The 17125-nt window shown below is 60.5% G+C and carries 8 protein-coding genes; 6 read left to right on the top strand and 2 right to left on the bottom strand.

The annotated features are described in order from the left end of the window. Window positions 1-95: 95 nt before the first annotated feature. Entirely contained in the window at window positions 96-1499 is a 1404-nt protein-coding gene (locus tag OKW30_RS02680; protein WP_167368809.1) for a replication initiation protein, read from the bottom strand. A gap of 1047 nt (window positions 1500-2546) precedes the next feature. Between OKW30_RS02680 and OKW30_RS02675 the strand changes: the two genes are divergently transcribed. Both OKW30_RS02675 and OKW30_RS02670 read left to right on the top strand, forming a co-directional pair. Beyond that, window positions 2547-3758: a ParA family protein gene (locus OKW30_RS02675; RefSeq protein WP_184061762.1), complete on the top strand. Its 1212-nt coding sequence runs from the start codon at window positions 2547-2549 to the stop codon at window positions 3756-3758. Then, complete coding sequence (locus OKW30_RS02670) at window positions 3755-4729, top strand: ParB/RepB/Spo0J family partition protein (RefSeq protein WP_429345887.1); 975 nt, start codon at window positions 3755-3757, stop codon at window positions 4727-4729. Before OKW30_RS02675 ends, OKW30_RS02670 begins: the two co-directional genes overlap by 4 nt. A gap of 2085 nt (window positions 4730-6814) precedes the next feature. On the opposite strand, the gene OKW30_RS02665 is transcribed toward OKW30_RS02670, so the two are convergent. Further along, window positions 6815-9103, bottom strand: a complete 2289-nt coding sequence (locus OKW30_RS02665; protein ID WP_429345886.1) for an esterase/lipase family protein — start codon at window positions 9101-9103, stop codon at window positions 6815-6817. Window positions 9104-9976: 873 nt separating this feature from the next. Between OKW30_RS02665 and OKW30_RS02660 the strand changes: the two genes are divergently transcribed. The 4 genes from OKW30_RS02660 (at window position 9977) to OKW30_RS02645 (ending at window position 17078) form a co-directional block, all read left to right on the top strand. After that, window positions 9977-10951, top strand: a complete 975-nt coding sequence (locus OKW30_RS02660) for an efflux RND transporter periplasmic adaptor subunit (protein ID WP_184068203.1) — start codon at window positions 9977-9979, stop codon at window positions 10949-10951. Then, window positions 10948-14007 (top strand): efflux RND transporter permease subunit, encoded by a 3060-nt coding sequence (locus OKW30_RS02655; protein ID WP_429345885.1) that lies wholly within the window; start codon window positions 10948-10950, stop codon window positions 14005-14007. Before OKW30_RS02660 ends, OKW30_RS02655 begins: the two co-directional genes overlap by 4 nt. After that, window positions 14004-15500 carry an efflux transporter outer membrane subunit gene (locus OKW30_RS02650; protein WP_429345884.1) on the top strand — a complete coding sequence of 499 codons (1497 nt, stop codon included), beginning with the start codon at window positions 14004-14006 and terminating at the stop codon, window positions 15498-15500. Before OKW30_RS02655 ends, OKW30_RS02650 begins: the two co-directional genes overlap by 4 nt. 141 nt (window positions 15501-15641) lie before the next feature. Continuing rightward, a complete protein-coding gene (locus tag OKW30_RS02645) occupies window positions 15642-17078 on the top strand; it encodes a basic amino acid/polyamine antiporter (RefSeq protein ID WP_429346093.1) in 1437 nt (478 codons plus the stop codon). Window positions 17079-17125 lie beyond the last annotated feature (47 nt).

The following is a 17125-nucleotide window of genomic DNA, read 5'->3' as shown; positions in this document are numbered from 1 at the left end:
TCTTGCACTGACGTTGCTATCCGTCAGTGCAAGACCCCTTTCTATTTGCCGGTCGGCTCAGTTTGGGCTGCTTTGCAGCCGATTTCCGGCTCACTTCACGCCGCCGCGCGCGCCGCATTCATCCGGCCGAACACGAACTGCCCCAGATACCAGACCAGCTCGGTATTCGCGAAAATCGCATCTTCGGTGACCGTCGACGGTTCGAGCTTCATCCGACGCAGCATCAGCTTGCCTTCGCGCGACGTCGTCCACGCATGCATCAGTTCCTTGCGCGTCTTCGCATCGGCGGCGTTGAAATGGTCGCGGCCCTTGCGCGAATCCTCGTTCATGCGCGCGCGCACTTCTTCTTCGCGCGTCGCGATGCTGTGCGCCACGGTCTTTCTCGTTTCGGTCTTGACCGCCTGTTCCTGCGTTTCGTCGGCGAGCAGTTTGGCCTGTACGTCGACCATCGTGCGCTCGGCGTCGGAGATCTTCCAGTTGTCGCGTAGCGCGCGCATCAGGTAGCCCGCGGGGCTCTTCTTGACCTGGCCGCGCTTGACCCTGAAGCGCGTGTATTCGACGGCCTGCTGGATACGTTCGTCGGTCCAGAGTTCGCGGTTCTCCGAAATCTCGCTGAACTGCTTGGTCGAGAGCCCGAATTCGTCGGTGAGAATCTTGTACAGATGGCTCGCGTCGGCGAGGCTCGCGAGTACCGCGTCGGCTGTGTCCTTGCGCTTGAGCAGGAAGCGGATGCGGTCGATTTTCTTCGACGTCGTGGATGCAGTCCGCGTCTCATAGGACATCTCGACGTCCGACACTTCGTTGATCTCGCGCACCGCCGGCTCGAGCCAATCGCGCTTGAAGTATTTGAAGATGGCGGCATTCGCGCCCATTTTGCCGGGCCAGTTGCGCATTTCCTCGAGCTGGATCCAGTCGGTGCGTCCCGCGGGCACGTTGGGCAACACTTTGTCGTAGATCGCGCGCGCGAGACTGCGCGTGAAGGCGGTGGAAATGCGCAAGCTCAGCCAATGCGATTTCTGCGGATCGCGGATATGCGGCACGAGCCGCGGATGGACGTCGAAACGCATACGTCCGCGATGAAAACCGACCATGCCGATCAACTGAACCTGCACCCACAGATCGTTTTCGTTGGGATCGCGGTCCGCGGGCGTATTCGTCACGCGAACTTTCGCGTTCTGAGCTTCGTCGGCGATCGTGCGCAAGTGCTTCAGGTTGCGGCTGTCGTAACGCATCAGCCACTTGAAGTAGTTGAGTTCGACGTCGTACTGATCGCGCTGCTCGGGCTCCTGCGCGACGATGAAGTACGCGGCATCGAGAAAGCGCCGCGCCGGCAGCCCCATATTGACGATTTCGGTGAAGAAATCGTTGCGCTGATAACCGATCTCGCGATTGGCCTCGTTGATGCGCAATCCCTGATCGAACATGTCTTCGAACAGCGCGAGCGCCATCTGGCGTGACGTCGCTTTCGACCTGCCCTCTTCCGGATTGTCCGCGGCCATGTTCTTCATCCACTTTTTCGCTCCCGGGACTGTAAGCATGCGGTGGTGAGCTGTCAACACACAGAACCTCACCATCAAACGACCGCGACGGAGGCCGTTTCGGCGTCCCTTCCGCGTTTCGGCACACAGAACCTCACCATGTTCACAAAGAACCTCACCTTGCGGGCGGGCGTTCGCGCGGCAAGGCCTTATGCGACGGCCCTTTCAACCTCGTTCCCAGTAGCTGCACAACCCACCTCACCTTCGTGATTTGACGCAGTGGCAAACACATCGAACCGCACCTTGGTGGGGAATCGGTCTCACCTTGCTGCACAACCAACCGCACCTCTGAGCACAGCGAACCTCACCTTCGACACAACGCACCTCACCTTTTGGAACTTAAGTGCTTGAACGGATTGAATAGTGTTTGGTTGCGTTGGTTTGTGGGTTTGTTCTCGGTTTTAAAAAAAACCTACCAACCCGGCACACACAAATAAATGCGGCTGAAGATTGCGCGATGCGGCATGGTGAGGTTGATTGTGCGAAACGTTGAGCGGGTTTGGAAGAGCTGTTGCCAAGGTGAGGTTGGTTGTGCTGATACGGTGATTGGCAACCCTTGGCGATGAGCTGAACCTCTGGCTGACGGCCTGGCGCCGGTGTATCGCCGCTTCTGTGGGTGAGGTTGATTGTGCATTTGCGTTCCAAGTGCGGGGAGCGCTCGCAGGGAGGTGGCGAAAATCTAACAATGGTGAGGTCGGTTGTGCAGAAGATCGCCGGACCGGTCTTTCAGAAAATGAGAAAGTGCACAAATGACCTCACCAAGTGCCTAAGTCTCGAGCAGGAGTGCCGACTCCGCTACCCGGATTGCGAAGAAAGGTGAGGTCATTTGTGCCTTCGAGGACGCAGTGTTTCGAGGCTCGTTTAGTTTCCACGGCGATTCCGCAACCGAAAACGGTCTGGAAATACAGAAATTTGCAGAAAATCCGCATAAAAACAGTAATTTAAAAAGCTATTTTCAAGTATTTCCTGTATTCTGAGGTTTCTGGAATTTTATGGAAAAACCTCAGAATGGTCAGAACGAGCCAACTTCCTGCCGTAGACCGAACCGTTCACTTTGAGCAGATCAGTGAGTTCGCAGAAAAAGTCACCATCTTCACTAATGAGCTGCGTGACACGATTCTGGCTCCGCGTCCTCGAAAAACGGCTCCCGTTTTCAAGACCGGCGAGATTGCCGAGATGTGCAACGTCTCACACTCGCAGGTTCAGTATCTCGCGACAAAAGGCGACGGAGAACTGCCGTCGGGCACGGCGGCAGGCACGGGCCGTACCCGGACCTTCACGCTGGAAGAGGCGCGGATCTGGGTACAAAAGATTTCCGACATCTACCAGACTCCACTGGTCACGCGCCTGAAGGAGCCGGACGGGAAGATCATTATCACCGCGCAGCTCAAAGGTGGCTCCGCCAAGACGACGACGACGATGTGCCTCGCCCAGGGGCTGTCGCTGCGGGGACGCAAAGTGTTGGTGGTTGATCTCGACCCGCAGGCGTCGCTTTCGGAACTGTGTGGACTGTACGCGGAAAAAGACGTGACGCCTGAAGACACAGTATTGCCGTACGTCTACGACCAGGACAGCGAAGGTGGCCTCGAGGGGCGGGTCCAGTCGACGTACTGGGATGGCATCGACGTGATTCCTGCGCACACAGAACTGATTGGAGCAGAGTTCCATCTGCCGGCGATGCAAAAGATGCGACCGGGTTTTCGCTTCTGGACCGTGCTTCGTCAAGGGCTCGAGCCGCTGCGCAAGAAGTACGACTACATTCTCATGGATACGTCGCCGTCGCTGTCGTACCTCAATCTGAATGCGCTGATGGCCGCGGATGCCATGGTGATGCCGATGGTGCCGGAAAACCTGGACTTCATCAGCTCGCTGTCGTTCTGGCGACTTTTCTCGGACGTGTCCAAAAGCTTTATCAAATTCGAGACGGACAAGAAGTACGACTTCGTATCGCTAGTGTTGTCGCGGGTCGATTATGGGCGGAACTCGTCGGCGCCGATCGTGCGTGCGTGGGCGCAAAGCGCGTACGAAAACTGGCTGCATTCGATCGAGGTACCGGCGAGCTCGGTGATGAGCACCGGGGCGTTGGCGTTCTCGACCGTCTTCGACATCAGCAGCAATCACAGCGCGGCCAAATCGTTGCAACGCGTGCGGCAACCTCTCGTCGACTACTGTCGCTGGATCGACGAGATCTATTCGGAAAAATGGAGGAACGCGCAATGAGCAATATGCGAGAACAGTTGCTGGCCAAGACGTCCGGCATTCGCAAAACTTCGTCGATCAACGAGGACGAGGTGAAGCGCAGCAACCGCACGCAAACGGCGCCCGGCCTTGCCGGCGCGCTGGCCGTTGCGCAAATTCGCGTGCAGGAACTGGAATCGACTGGCGTCGCATCGCAACTGGCAGTTGCTGGCATCTTGCCGAACCCTTGGCAGCCGCGTCGCGTGTTCAACGAAGCAAAGTTAGCCGAGCTTGCGGAGTCGATCCGGGAAGTTGGACTGATGCAGCCGATCGTGGTCCGTCGTGTTGCGGAAGACTATCAGATCGTCGCCGGCGAACGACGCTGGCGTGCGCACAAGATGTTGGGGCTGGACACAATCAAGGCCGTGGTTGCGGATTGCTCCGACTCGGATATGGCCGTGCTCGCAATGGTCGAAAACATTAGCCGCGACGACCTTGCTGACTATGAAATCGGCGTGGCGATTCGTCGATCGGAAACAGAGTTCCCGAATCGCAAACGACTGGCGGAAGCGATGGGATTGTCGCGGGCAGGTCTGTATCAGTTCTTGTCGTTCGACAATCTGCCGGACTTCATCAAGAAAGATCTCGATATTCAACCGCGACTATTGGGCGGGACTGCGGCGCAAGCAATTGCAGCGGCTATCAAAAAGCATGGCGAGGATGGCGTTAAAGCCGCTCGCGAAATTTGGCCTCTGTTGGTGAGAGGCGAAATGGATCAGGGCAAGGTCGCGGCGGGAATCACCGCCCTGGCGACCCGGCAGACGACGTCGAGTGGTACCAGCGGACGCAGCATCGAGAAATTTTTCGCGGGACGAGAGCACGCTGGGAGCATCACCAAGGATGTGAGTAACTTCACGATCAAGATCAAGACCGGAGTGATCACCGAGGCGCAAGAAGTTCAGATACGACAGTTGATCGGACAGATGTTCCAATCGCAGCCGAAGACGAGCTAATCGGTGGTTCGGTTGTAGTGTTAAAGGGCCCGCTTAGTGCGGGCTTTTTTTTGGGTCAATCAAATCGGTCCACCTCGAAGAGTGTCTAGAGTCTAGACACTCACTCCGCAGCCCTACCTTTGCGCCATCCGGTGTCTAGACTCTAGACACTCTCGACGACGCACCCCCGATGCCGATGAAAGCGTGCCGCGTCCGCGCGAACGCACATCCTTCGTGCCTTGCACGACCCGCGGAGCGATTCGCGCAGTATTGCGTTCGCAGCGATCTCGCAGGCACCTGCGGCGGGGTCAACCGCTCGTCATGAGCGAGACAGCCAATGACTGGGGATTTCTGATGCATCCATTGAGCCGGGTTCGGCTGCTTCGTTGACGGTCGCATTACCCGGAATACATACAAAATCGCACAGGCGACATATGACGGACGGGATGGAGGGCCAGCCCTCTGTCCTATAAACGTACCATCCACGGTCGTTCTCAACCCAACGCCGCATCAGCGCGTTTCCCCGAGACGACTCGACTCCGCTATCGTCGGTTCCAATCTTCTCAATGAGAAAGGCCGCGGCCCTTAGTGCGCGACGTGCATTGCACATGGTTGTCCATGAACAGCTGTGTTCATGATGGCGCTGTCGGCCGCAGCAAACCTCGGCGAAGATCGTCGACATCCCGCAAGAATGCTTCACTCTCCCGGTGTACCTCAGGCAATGAACGCGCGCAGCGTTGAGGCCACCGATTATCGACCGCAAAGTCGGCAGTCGTTCTGCCGGAAAAGCTGTTCCGTACGATTAGCAATGAAAGCGGCACGAACAAACGCGCAAAGGAAGGCTGTGAATGGGGCTTGCCTCAGCGAACAGACGACATGCGTCAAGATCCGGCGGGAGCCAGTTATTACTGGAACGTCGCGTTAAGGGATCCCGAATCATGTATCGCGCGTTCTCTCAAACGATGCATCGCCGTTCCGCAAACGGTGTTCGCCACGGCACAAGCTTGTCCTCAAATCAGATCCCGTTGCTGATCCAGCGTCACGATCGACGACCAGAAAGTCAATCGCGAACGCCTGCCGGCCGCGATGAATTGGCCGTAATCGCGTTAAACCGACATCCCACCGTCGTCAAGAGAGGACACTCTAAGGGTAGTTGATGTCGGTCGTCACGCCTACCGATCTACCCACCCGCCGGGGAGCCACCCAGATAGAAGTATTCGAAGGGATGCATCGCGACCGCGCCGATCATTTTTGGGCAAGCACCGGAGTAATGAGTGACTCGACCGCAACGAATGATCTCCGTCCGATCGTATGTCATGCCACCCGGATGGGCCTGCGTCAGACCACTCGTTCAGCGCGAAATCAACATCGCTGCTCTCAGATCATCCGCAAGAAATCCGTCGGACGATGGACGGCAGGATAGGTGAGGGCAAGCGCGCAAATCTCGCGAACGTAAAGAGTCTCTCCCGGCCCGCCCTGTGATATTGATTAGCAAGACGATCGCGCATCCGCAATGCGAGCGACTGTCAGTCGCCACGCGCGTGGCCAAGTTGAACTTCAGCAGGGGCAGCAGTCCCGCATCGGCAACCTAACAATATACGGGGGCAGAACATCCGATCAACTTTTGCGAACTAAATATCGAAAAACAAGTGACTCTTAGCCAATACGAGCGAGAATTTTCGATTCTTCGGCCAATCTCGCCAACCGACACGGCGTGAAACATGGCGAAACGTCTTCTATGCGTGTCAACCTATTGTTTTAAAAGACTTTTTTGACCAATGCGCGCCATTGTTTCACGCCAATCAGTCAAATTGGTGCACGATACCCGATTACTCCCACCAAACGGCGACAACACGTCAGAATGAACACACGTGCCCCGCCAATCCGTAACATTCAATACGTAATTTGTAGCGAAAGAATTTCGAGCGGCCGTCGCGATCTTTCGAGCGTTCCGCTGACCTGACCGCTCATTCGAACCAATCTTCCGCGCCTGCCTCGATCACGCTGGCTTGAGTCGGAACGCTGAACCGGTGATTCGAACAGCGCCCTGCAACAGCAACCTCGTCAAGTCCGGGCCGCCGCAAAAGACAGCCGGCCCCTCCGCCATCACTTCGCTATCCCAGCCTCCCCGCAAACCTCCCCGCGCTGATCGATCTGCGCAATATCCTCATGCAAGATCCGCCGAATCTCGAGGATCGCCCGCGGCGTCTCCTGCACACTGTGTCCAGCAACAATCACCTTCTCCGACAGCGCGCCCACGAGATGCGCGCTGCGATAAGGGACCACGCCATCATCGGAATCTTCGAGCGGCCCGTTTTCGCGGCGCCGTGCGATGATCGAATGGAAGCAAACCCGGGGGCTGATCGGCAACTGCGACGTCGCGCGAATCAACGGATCGGTTTCGCGCAGCTGTTCGATGCTGTTAGGCACATGGAAGGTCCGTCCCTGCGGTTCGATGTTCGTCGCCGTCTGCATCACTTCCTCGATCTCGTTGAGCAGGGCAAGCGGCAGACGCACGAGGTTGGCCGCCCAGCGCGACAGCCGGTTGCTCGCGAACGGCGTGCCTCGATGGGGGGCCGCGATAAATATGGCGCGCTCGATTTGCCGCATCGGCGTGAAGTTCAGTAGCCGATCGAGCCGCTCGTCCTCGCGATCGATATCGGTGCCCTCGGGCACGTACTTGTCCTCGAACGTCGTCCAAAGCGCGTCGCCGGAAGTCGACACGAGCAGCCGCGCCAGAACGCCGCCCATGCTGTGACCAATCAACACCATGCCATGCGACGCCGGCGCCGTACCGTCTGGATCGAAGTGCGCGAGCGTCTGCTGCGTGGCGCGGCGGATGCGCGCGAGGTTGACCAGAATCGGCACGTTGGTCGGGTAGTAGACCTGCCACACCTGGAAATGCCGGCGAAGCACTTCATCGCCCTGAATATCGTTGGCGACGTTGACCCATGCCTCGGGGCTGCTCGCGAGGCCGTGCAGCATCAGAATGATCCGTCGATTGGGATCGAACGGTTGCATCATGTAGATGCGGGGCGTATCGATACCGTGTGCGCGTCCAAACAGCGTGCGCAACGATTGCCCGGCGAAGCCCGAGCGCGCGAGCCAGATGCCGTAGCCGGCGCTGAAGTTGGCCGAAAGTGGCACAGTCTGGCCGTGTCGCTCGACACTGTCTTCGCGATACGGATCATAGACGGACAGCACGACCTCATGCGAGGCAAGCACCTGTTCGAGCGTGCCCTGGCTGAACCAGATCAACGCGGTGACGTTCGGCGACGGCATCTCGCGGAAAAAGCGCGACGCCGGCCTTGGCCGACCCGCGGCTGCTGACGACACGCCGGGGTTGAACGGTGCGCTCGCGGGACCATCGACGCGGGCGGACACATTCGTGTCGGCGCTGGCATTGCCACCCGCATCGACATCATCTTCAGGCGTCGGCACGTTCATCACAGCAACGAGTTCCGCCCCCAAACCATCGCGTCGATAAATGCTACGTATCCCCGCGAACGACAGCCGCGACGCCGGGATGACTTCGCGCGGTTCGCGCACGCCTTCGGGTAACCGGGTTCGGCTCAGGTCGAGATGAATGGACCAGCCTGCGATGTACTGCGTGCCCGGCACGCCGTTGCCGGCATCGGTAGCGAGCGCGCCACGCAGAAACAGCGCGTGGGCAAGTTCCTGCACCGCGTAGTTGTAGTAGTCACGGACCTGGGTCTGACGATCTTCGAATGCACGTTCGCCAGCAGTGCGTTCACCGAGGAACAGAAACGCATACGCGAATCGCGCGGCCCTAAGCCACAGATCGAATTGCGCGTCGCTCCAATCGCTGGCGTTGGGCGGCGTGTTGGTGATGGCCATCTGCAACGACAGTTCGGCGAGGCTCGACAATCGCCGGTCGGTATTGATTCCGCCGACGGTCGAGATCGTATTGATGCAATCGAGCGGCTCACGTTGGCAGGTGTTCCCATCGAGTGCCGCGATGTGCAGGGTATCTCGCGTCGCGGCGCTCAGACGGTCGGTCGATAGAATGTCGCCGCGGCGCATCGCGATGTACTGCTCCGGGCCTTGTGAGCTGACGGTGACCATCGCGCAGCCGCACAGAAGACCGCCAGTGAGCAGCGCAAGTGCCGCGCACCGCGATGTCCACGATGCGAGCGAGCGCGTCATGATGCGTCGAACCGGTTCGTGCGAGAGGGCAGCCGCGCTACGCCGATGCAAACGATGAACGCTGGCGGCGGCCCGCGACGTTGCAATTGCCAACTTTCTTTTCACGCAGAGTTGCGTCACCCATCGGCGAAACAAAAATTCCTTGAAACCTATAGCGTTTTTTCCCCATGGCATTTCGTCACTAGTACAGCAGAATAGCCATGCGTATATTAACAGAAGCCGAAGCAACCATAGAACGAGTCGGTATGACCGTAGCAAGTCGCGAATCGATTGACGGCTTGCGCATTGTTCGGCCATGATGCCTGTGACGAACTGAAAGGGGGCAATGACGCACGCATGACACGGGCAAACCACCAGTGAACTGCGCGAAGTCATGAACCCTATGACGGCTTTGATATACCACTTAAGGTAAGCAATCGATACGATCGTGCTGCGCCTGCGAGGCTCTTGACAACGAATTGTTTGGGAACTTTAATAATTTTGCAGCAAGGTTCAATCGAAGGGATCTGATTCAACGCTGCAATCCGCCCGCATATTCATTCGTCTTCAGGTTTTGCGGAATCGTCGTGCATTCCATACAGGGCGGATTCGTCAATTTCCTCAGTCTTGCTTCGGCATGGCGAAGCAGTTTGGCAGTTCGACACGATGCCTGATGAACGGAGCCGGAATGACGACACATGGGTCGCGGCTGTAGTCCCGACGGCCACAAAACCATTGTCGCCGATAGACTGGTTTGAACGACGTTGCCGGTCCGACAGAAGGGATGCCGCTGTTCCTCGAGTCTGACCTGGCGGCGGAAGTCGAAGCGGATGCACCCATCGGTCCACTGTTATGGGCCCCTATGAATTGCTGAGCAACCTGTAGGGTCTCGTATTCGCCGGCCCGTGAGCTACGTTGCCGCCGGGCTTACGACATGGGTTGCGCCAGCAGTCAGCCGAGAACGTCATGAATGCAAACCGCTCCGATGCACCGCGGCCCCGCCGATCAGGCGGAATCGCACTGACCGGCGCAGTGTCGTGCGCGTTGACCTGCGCGCTTGTCGCTTCACTGTCGGGCTGCCAAAGGCAGACCGAAACACAGAGTGGCGATACGAGGCCAGCCGTGCAGCTCACCAGGGTCGAACCGGCCGACGCTTCCGCCATTCGCATTTTTACCGGGCGGGTCGAGCAGACCAGCATCTCGCCGCTCGCGTTCGAAGTATCGGGCCGCGTCGTGCAGATCGCGGTGCTCGAAGGCGCGTCGGTGAAACGCGGGCAACTGATCGCGCGGATCGACGAGGAACCCTACAAGCTGCAACTGCAACGCGCGAACGCGCAGTATCAGCAGCTGAGCGACAACCTGAAGCGCCAGGCGGTGCTGCGCAAGGACGGCATTCTGTCTCAGGCTGCTTATGAGCAGCTCTCGGCTGCCACGGACGCCGCACGCGCGTCACGCGACCTGGCGAGCCGCGACCTGCGCAATACCCAGCTCGTCGCGCCATTCGACGGCCGGATCGCTCGCCGCAACATCGAGATCCAGCAGCTCGTGCAGGCTGGGGCGCCCGCGTTCAATCTGGAAAACATCGGCCGTGTCGATGTCGGCGTCGATCTGCCTCAGAGCATTGCCGAACGGCTGTTCGTCGACAAGACGCTGAGAGCCGAGGCGTGGCTGCCCGAGCGGCCGCAGAACCGCTTCCCGCTAGTGTTCCGCGAACGGACCACGCAGACCTCGCCGACTTCGGCGGCCTACCGGCTCGTGTTCTCGATCGAAGGACCGCAAAGCGCGATGCTGTTCCCCGGCATGGCGATGCGCGTACAGATTTCCGAAACGGCGCGTCAGGTCGCGCAAAACGACAACAAAGGGTACTTCGCGATTCCGATCGCCGCGGTGTCGATCGGCGCGGACGGTCAGCGCAGTCTGTGGCGCTACGACGCCGCGTCCGGCCGTGTGCATGCGGTGCCGGTCAGCGTGCGCGAAATTCGCAACGACGATGTGGTCGTCGCGGGGGCGGTTGCGGCGGGCGACCGCGTGGTGGCCGGCGGCTCGCAGTTCATGAAAGAGGGAATGGCGGTCCGTCCAATGGATGCGCCTCAATGAATCTCGCGCGCCCCCTTATCGAAAAGCCGCTGATCGCGTGGGTTCTAACGCTCATCTCGCTGTTGGGCGGGATCTTCGCGTACTACAACATCGGGCGGCTCGAAGACCCGAAGTTCACGATCAAGACCGCGGTCGTCGTGACGCTGTATCCGGGCGCGAGTGCGCACGAGGTCGAGCAGGAAGTGACGGACCGGCTCGAAAGCGCGATCCAGCAGATGCCGCAGGTCGACAAGCTGACCTCGCGTTCGACACCGGGCTACTCTGAAGTCCGCGTCGAGATTCGCGACCAGTACACGTCGGCGCAATTGCCGCAGGTGTGGGACGAGGTGCGCAAGTCGGTATCGGATGCACAGCCCCGGCTTCCGCCGGGCGCGGGACCGTCACTCGTGGTCGACCGTTTCGGCGACGTCTACGGGGTGTTCTACGCGCTGACCGGCGAGGGCTACACGCAGGCGCAACTGTATGAGTACGCGCGCGAACTGCGCCGCCAACTGCTGACACTAGGCGACGTGTCCGACATCGTGATCGCCGGTGAGCAGCAGGAGCAGATCTCGGTCGACGTCGACCAGTCGCAACTGATCGCCAACAACCTGTCCACCGACGATCTTGCGCAGACGCTGTTCGTGCAGAACGAGGTTCGGCCCGCGGGCCGCGAACGTGTCGGCGACCTGTCGTTGCGGATTGCGCCGACCGGCTCGCTCGATTCGCTGCAGGCCATTCGTTCGCTGCCTGTCAACATTACGCCCGGCCCGCTGCTGCTCGGCGACATCGCGCGCGTAAGCCACGGCTACGCGACGATTCCGAACCAGGTCATTCACTATAACGGCCAGCCGGCGGTTACGATCGGTATCAGCGCGCGGCCGCGCGTCAATGTGGTGAGGGTCGGCGAGGAGATCAAGGCGAGGCTCGCCGAACTCGAGCGTAACCGCCCGATCGGCATCAAGCTGCACTCGCTTTACGATCAGCCGCAGGTCGTCGACGAAAGCGTGCGCGGCTTTATCTTCGACGTGTTCCTGTCCGTCGCGATCGTCGGTGTCGCGCTGGGCATTGCGCTCGGCTGGCGCGCGGGCATCGTGCTGGGCGTCGAGCTGTTCCTGTCGATCCTCGGCACGCTGCTGGTCATGTACGCGGCAGGCATCGAGCTGCAGCGTATCTCACTCGGCGCGCTGATCATCGTGATGGGCATGCTGACCGACAACAGCATCGTGGTGGTCGAGGGGATGCTCGTGAAGGTTCAACGAGGCAAGTCGCATCTCCAGGCGGCGACCGAGATTCTCAAACAAAGCCAATGGCTTCTGCTCGCGTCGACCATTGTGGGGATTCTGGCTTTCTCGGGCATCGGCCTGTCGCCGGATGCGGTCGGCGAATTCTGTGCCTCGTTGTTCGCCGTCGCTGCGATTTCGCTGCTATTCAGCTGGGTGATCGCCATCGCCCTGACACCGCTGTTCGGCACGTATCTTTTCAAGCCCGCGGACATCATCGATGACGACCCGTTCAAGTCGAAGCTGTACAAGCGTTACGGCGAGCTGTTGTCATGGGTCACCCGACAGCGCGTGTTCGTGGTCATCGGCCTCGTCGCGCTGACCGTGCTGGCCGGGTGGGCGTTCCGTTTCGTCGAGCGGAGCTTCTTCCCCGCGTCGACCACGCCGATCTTCTATGTCGACATGCGTTTGCCGCGCGGCGCCGATATTCGCGCGGTCGTCGAAAAGAGCCGCGAGGTGGAGAAGGTGCTGCTCAAGCATGCGGACGTCACCAACGTGCAGACGTATATTGGCTCGGGCGCGACGCGTTTCTTCCTCGTCTACGATCCGGAGGGGCGTGATCCGTCGTACGCGCAGTTCATCGTCGGCGTGAAGGACCAGGGCCTGATCGACGACATGATTCCGGAGATCGAAGCGGATCTGAAGAAGCGCTTCCCCGAACAGCATTGGACGGTCACGCGGCCGAACTTCGGCCCTGGCGGTGGCGCGGCCATTCAGGCACGTTTCTCCGGACCCGACCCGATCGTGCTGCGTCGCTTGTCTCAGGAAGCACAGAACGTGCTGAAGGCCGACGGCCGCATCATCGCGATTCGCGACGACTGGGAGAACCCGATCAGCATCGTGCGGCCGGAATTCGACGAATCGCGGGCGCGCTCGCTCGGTGTGACGCGCCGTCAGGTTAGCGACACGATGGCTTATGCAACCGAAGGCCTGCGGGCGGGCATCTATCGCGAAGGCGATCAGCTACTGCCGATCGTGCTGCGTTCGCCCGACTACACGCGTGGCGTCGCGGGTCTGCAGGACCTGCAGGTGTTCAGCGCGGGGCTGCGCCGTTACGTGCCGCTCGGCGACGTGGTCAACGGCTTCACGGTCGGTACCGAGGAAGGCCAGATTGCGCGCGAAAACCGGATTCGCACGCTGACGGTTTCGGCCAACCCGATCTATGGGCAGAACAGTGTCGACGCGTTCAACCGCATACGCTCCAGCATCGAGAACATCAAGCTGCCACCGGGCTATAGCTTCGAATGGGGCGGCGAGCACGAATCGTCGACGCGCGCGCAGCAGAGCCTGTTCCGTCAACTGCCGCTCGGCTTCATCGGCATGGCGCTGCTCGTGCTGATGATGTTCGGACGCCTGAAGCCGGCGCTCGTCGTGCTGCTCGTCGTGCCGATGTCGATCGTCGGCGTCACGCTCGGTCTGCTGCTATTTCGCGGCGCGTTCGGCTTCATGGCGTTGCTCGGTCTATTGAGTCTGATCGGCATGCTGATCAAGAACGGCGTGGTGCTCGTCGAAGAGATGGATTCGCAGATCGCCGCGGGCGTGCCGCGCATGCAGGCGGTGACCCACGGCGCGATGAACCGTCTGCGGCCGGTGATACTGGGGGGCGGTACCACGGCGCTCGGCATGGCGCCGTTGTTGTGGGATCCTTTCTTCAAGGACATGGCGATCACGATTATGGCGGGCCTTGTTTTTGCCACCGTGCTGACGTTGGTCGCCGTGCCGGCGCTGTATGCGATGCTGTTCTCGATCAGGCAGGCGGAATGGGAGCCGGGTCGACACCCGGAAGAAAAATGATCCGCGCGCGCTCTTATCTTCTCGCCATCGCGGCCCTGCTGCTCGAAGCCGGCTGTACGGGTTCATTGCAGCTGCAAAAGCCCGCCGCGTTTCCGCCGCAGTATTCGGAGGCGCAACCGGGCGTGGCGACGCCGATGTCCGAGCAGCAGCTCGCGGCATGGTGGACCCAGTACAACGACCCGACGCTGAACAAACTGATCGATCTCGCGCTCGCGCACAACTTCGACATCGCGACCGCTTACGCACGCGTCGATCAGGTGCAGGCCGGGATCCGGCTGGCTCGCTCGCAACTGCTGCCGTCGGTCGGTGCTGGCGTGAGCGCTGCGAAGTACCACGGCGGCGAGACGCAGCTCGAATTCGCGGAATTCCTCGGCATCAACAATACCGATGCGCAGTTCTGGCGTGTCGGCTTGCAGGCGCAATGGGAGATCGACCTGTTCGGTCAGGGACGCGCAAGGCTCTCGGCGGCACGCGAACAGGCACGCGCGGCCGCGGGCGACGCGGAGGCGGTACGGCTGAGCGTGGTGTCGGGTGTCGCGGATCTGTACGTCACCTATCGCGGGCTGCTGCGTCAGCGCACGATTTTGCTGCAGAGCCGCGCGATCGCGGACGACTTCGTCAACATCGCCGAGAAGAGCTTTAACGCGGGTCTCGTGCTGAGTACGGACATCGAAGCAGCGCGCGCCGGCCGCGCGCAGGTCGATGCGCGTTTGCAGGACGTGGAGAACGGCATCGCGCAGGCACGACTCAATTTGCAGAATCTATGCGGCGTGCAGCCCGCGGAATTCGCTGGGATTCTCGATGAAAGCGACACGCTGATGACCGCGCTGCCGCATATCGAGCCCGGCCAGCCGGTCGACCTGCTGATGCGGCGCCCGGATCTGATCGCGGCGCAGGCACGCGTGAATGCGGCGCTCAGGCAGTCGGATGTCGCGCGGCTCAACTACTGGCCGACCATGTCGTTGAGCGGTTTGCTTGCACGCAATGGTTGGGAGATCGCGGGTCAAGGCCTCGGGCCCAGCACGTTCTGGCTATTCGGCGCGGCGATGGCGCTGCCGCTGATCGACTTTGGCGCGCGGCGCTCGCAGGTGGAGTCGTCGGATGCGCAGGCGCAGCAGGCCATGTTGAACTACGAAAAGACCGCGCTCGGCGCGTTCTATGACGTCGACCGTGCGTTGGCGCGTTTGAACCGGCAGGACGAGTTGTTCAAGGCACGCAATGAAGAAGTCATGCGTCGCACCACGCAGTTGAGCCAGGTGCGACGTCGCTACGAACTCGGCGATACCGGCCGCGTCGATATCGATCAGGTGCGGGTTGCGCTGCTCGAAAGCCAGTCGTCGCAGGCGAGGGAAGAGGTCGGCGAACTGCAGGCACAGTTCGCGCTGTTCAGGGCGTTGGGAGGCGGCTGGTTGGCCAATCCGCCAGTGGCCTCGAATACACGAGCGCCGACGGAACTCGCGCCCGCCACCGCGCCGGCGCCGGCCGCACAGTGAACGACCAGGAGGAGTGCGGTCCGGTACTCGCAAGGCCGTTGGCTTCAGTCGGGGAGGACTGACAGGAGATGCGCAATGCACGCGTACCTGCTCTGCGTAAGTCCCTGTCTGGAAGAAATCAGCTTCTCTGAAGGGTGGACGATGGCAAGCCAGGTCGAGACGAAACTGTCGTTGCCCGCATTGACCGCGATGGTCGTCGGCTCAATGGTGGGCGCAGGGATTTTCTCGTTGCCGCGCAATTTCGCGCGCGCGACCGGACCGTTCGGCGCGGTCATTGCATGGTGCGTGGCGGGCATCGGCATGTATGCGCTGGCGCGCGTCTTTCAGGCGCTCGCGCAGCGACGGCCCGAGCTCGACGCCGGCGTGTTCGCGTACGCGCGAGCGGGCTTCGGCGATTATGCGGGCTTTCTATCGGCATTCGGCTACTGGATGGCCGGCTGCTTCGGCAACGTGTCGTACTGGGTGCTGATCAAATCGACGCTCGGCGCTTTCGTGCCGGCCTTCGGCAACGGCAATACGGCGACCGCGATCATCGTGTCGTCGGTGGGCATCTGGCTGTTTCATCTGGTGATGCTGCGCGGCGTCCAGCAGGCCACGATGATCAACACGATCGTAACGGTCGCGAAGTTGATTCCAATCGTGCTGTTCATCGTGATGCTGATCGCGTTGTTTCGCGCCGACATGTTTCGCGCGAATCTGTGGGAACGCAGCGATCAGATCGGCAAGGGCTTGTTCTCGCAGGTTCGCGCGACGATGCTCGTCACCGTCTTCGTGTTCGTCGGTATCGAAGGTGCGAGCGTGTACTCGCGCTATGCGAAAAAGCGCTCGGACGTCGGCGCCGCGACGATCACCGGCTTCGTCGCCGTGCTGTGTCTGCTGGTGCTGGTGACGCTGCTGCCTTACGCGACCTTGCCGCGCGCCGATATCGCGGTGATGCGCCAGCCGTCGATGGCCGCGGTACTCGGCGCGCTGCTCGGCCCATTCGGTGTCGTGTTCGTCAGCGCCGGTCTGATCATTTCGATCCTCGGCGCATACCTCGCATGGTCGCTGATCTGTGCCGAGGTGCTGTTCGCCGCCGCGCGTCTCGAGACGATGCCGCGTATCTTCGCGCGACAAAACGAGCGCAAGCTGCCGGTCGCCGCGATCTGGCTCACGAGTACCGTGGTGCAGTGTTTCATAATCAGCACGTACTGGTCGACCGATGCGTTTGCGCTGATGCTCAATCTCACGAGCTCGATGGCGCTGATTCCTTATTTTCTCGTGGCCGCATACGGCATCAAGGCCGCGCGTGACGATAGTGGACAGAATGGCGGCACCTTGAGCGGCGCGTTGCGCACCGAGTATTTCGTCGCGATGTTCGCGACGTTGTATACGGCCTTTCTGCTGTTCGCGGGCGGCCTGAAGTTCCTGATGCTATCGGCGCTGCTTTATGCGCCCGGTACGGTGCTGTATGTCGTGGCCAAACGCGAGCGCGGCCAGCGGGTGTTTTCGAAAGTCGAGTGGGTCATCTTTGCCGTCGCGGCCTGCGGCGCGATTGGCGCGCTGATCGGCCTCGCGACCGGCACGATCGTCATCTGAGCGGTCGATCATCGTAGTCGCACGAGCGCGGCTCGATCGGAACGTGT

It is taken from the genome of Paraburkholderia sp. Clong3 (genome assembly GCF_050436485.1).
Classification (GTDB): Bacteria; Pseudomonadota; Gammaproteobacteria; order Burkholderiales; family Burkholderiaceae; genus Paraburkholderia; species Paraburkholderia tuberum.
Note: the sequence above shows the minus strand (reverse complement) of the source record. Positions and strands in the feature narration are given on the sequence as shown.

What these genes read in the sequence shown, in the direction of transcription:
- OKW30_RS02675 (WP_184061762.1), top strand. Translation starts at nt 2,547, where the DNA reads ATGGTCAGAACGAGCCAACTTCCTGCCGTAGACCGAACCGTTCACTTT.
- OKW30_RS02680 (WP_167368809.1), bottom strand. Translation starts at nt 1,499, where the DNA reads ATGGCCGCGGACAATCCGGAAGAGGGCAGGTCGAAAGCGACGTCACGC.
- OKW30_RS02670 (WP_429345887.1), top strand. Translation starts at nt 3,755, where the DNA reads ATGAGCAATATGCGAGAACAGTTGCTGGCCAAGACGTCCGGCATTCGC.
- OKW30_RS02645 (WP_429346093.1), top strand. Translation starts at nt 15,642, where the DNA reads ATGGCAAGCCAGGTCGAGACGAAACTGTCGTTGCCCGCATTGACCGCG.
- OKW30_RS02650 (WP_429345884.1), top strand. Translation starts at nt 14,004, where the DNA reads ATGATCCGCGCGCGCTCTTATCTTCTCGCCATCGCGGCCCTGCTGCTC.
- OKW30_RS02655 (WP_429345885.1), top strand. Translation starts at nt 10,948, where the DNA reads ATGAATCTCGCGCGCCCCCTTATCGAAAAGCCGCTGATCGCGTGGGTT.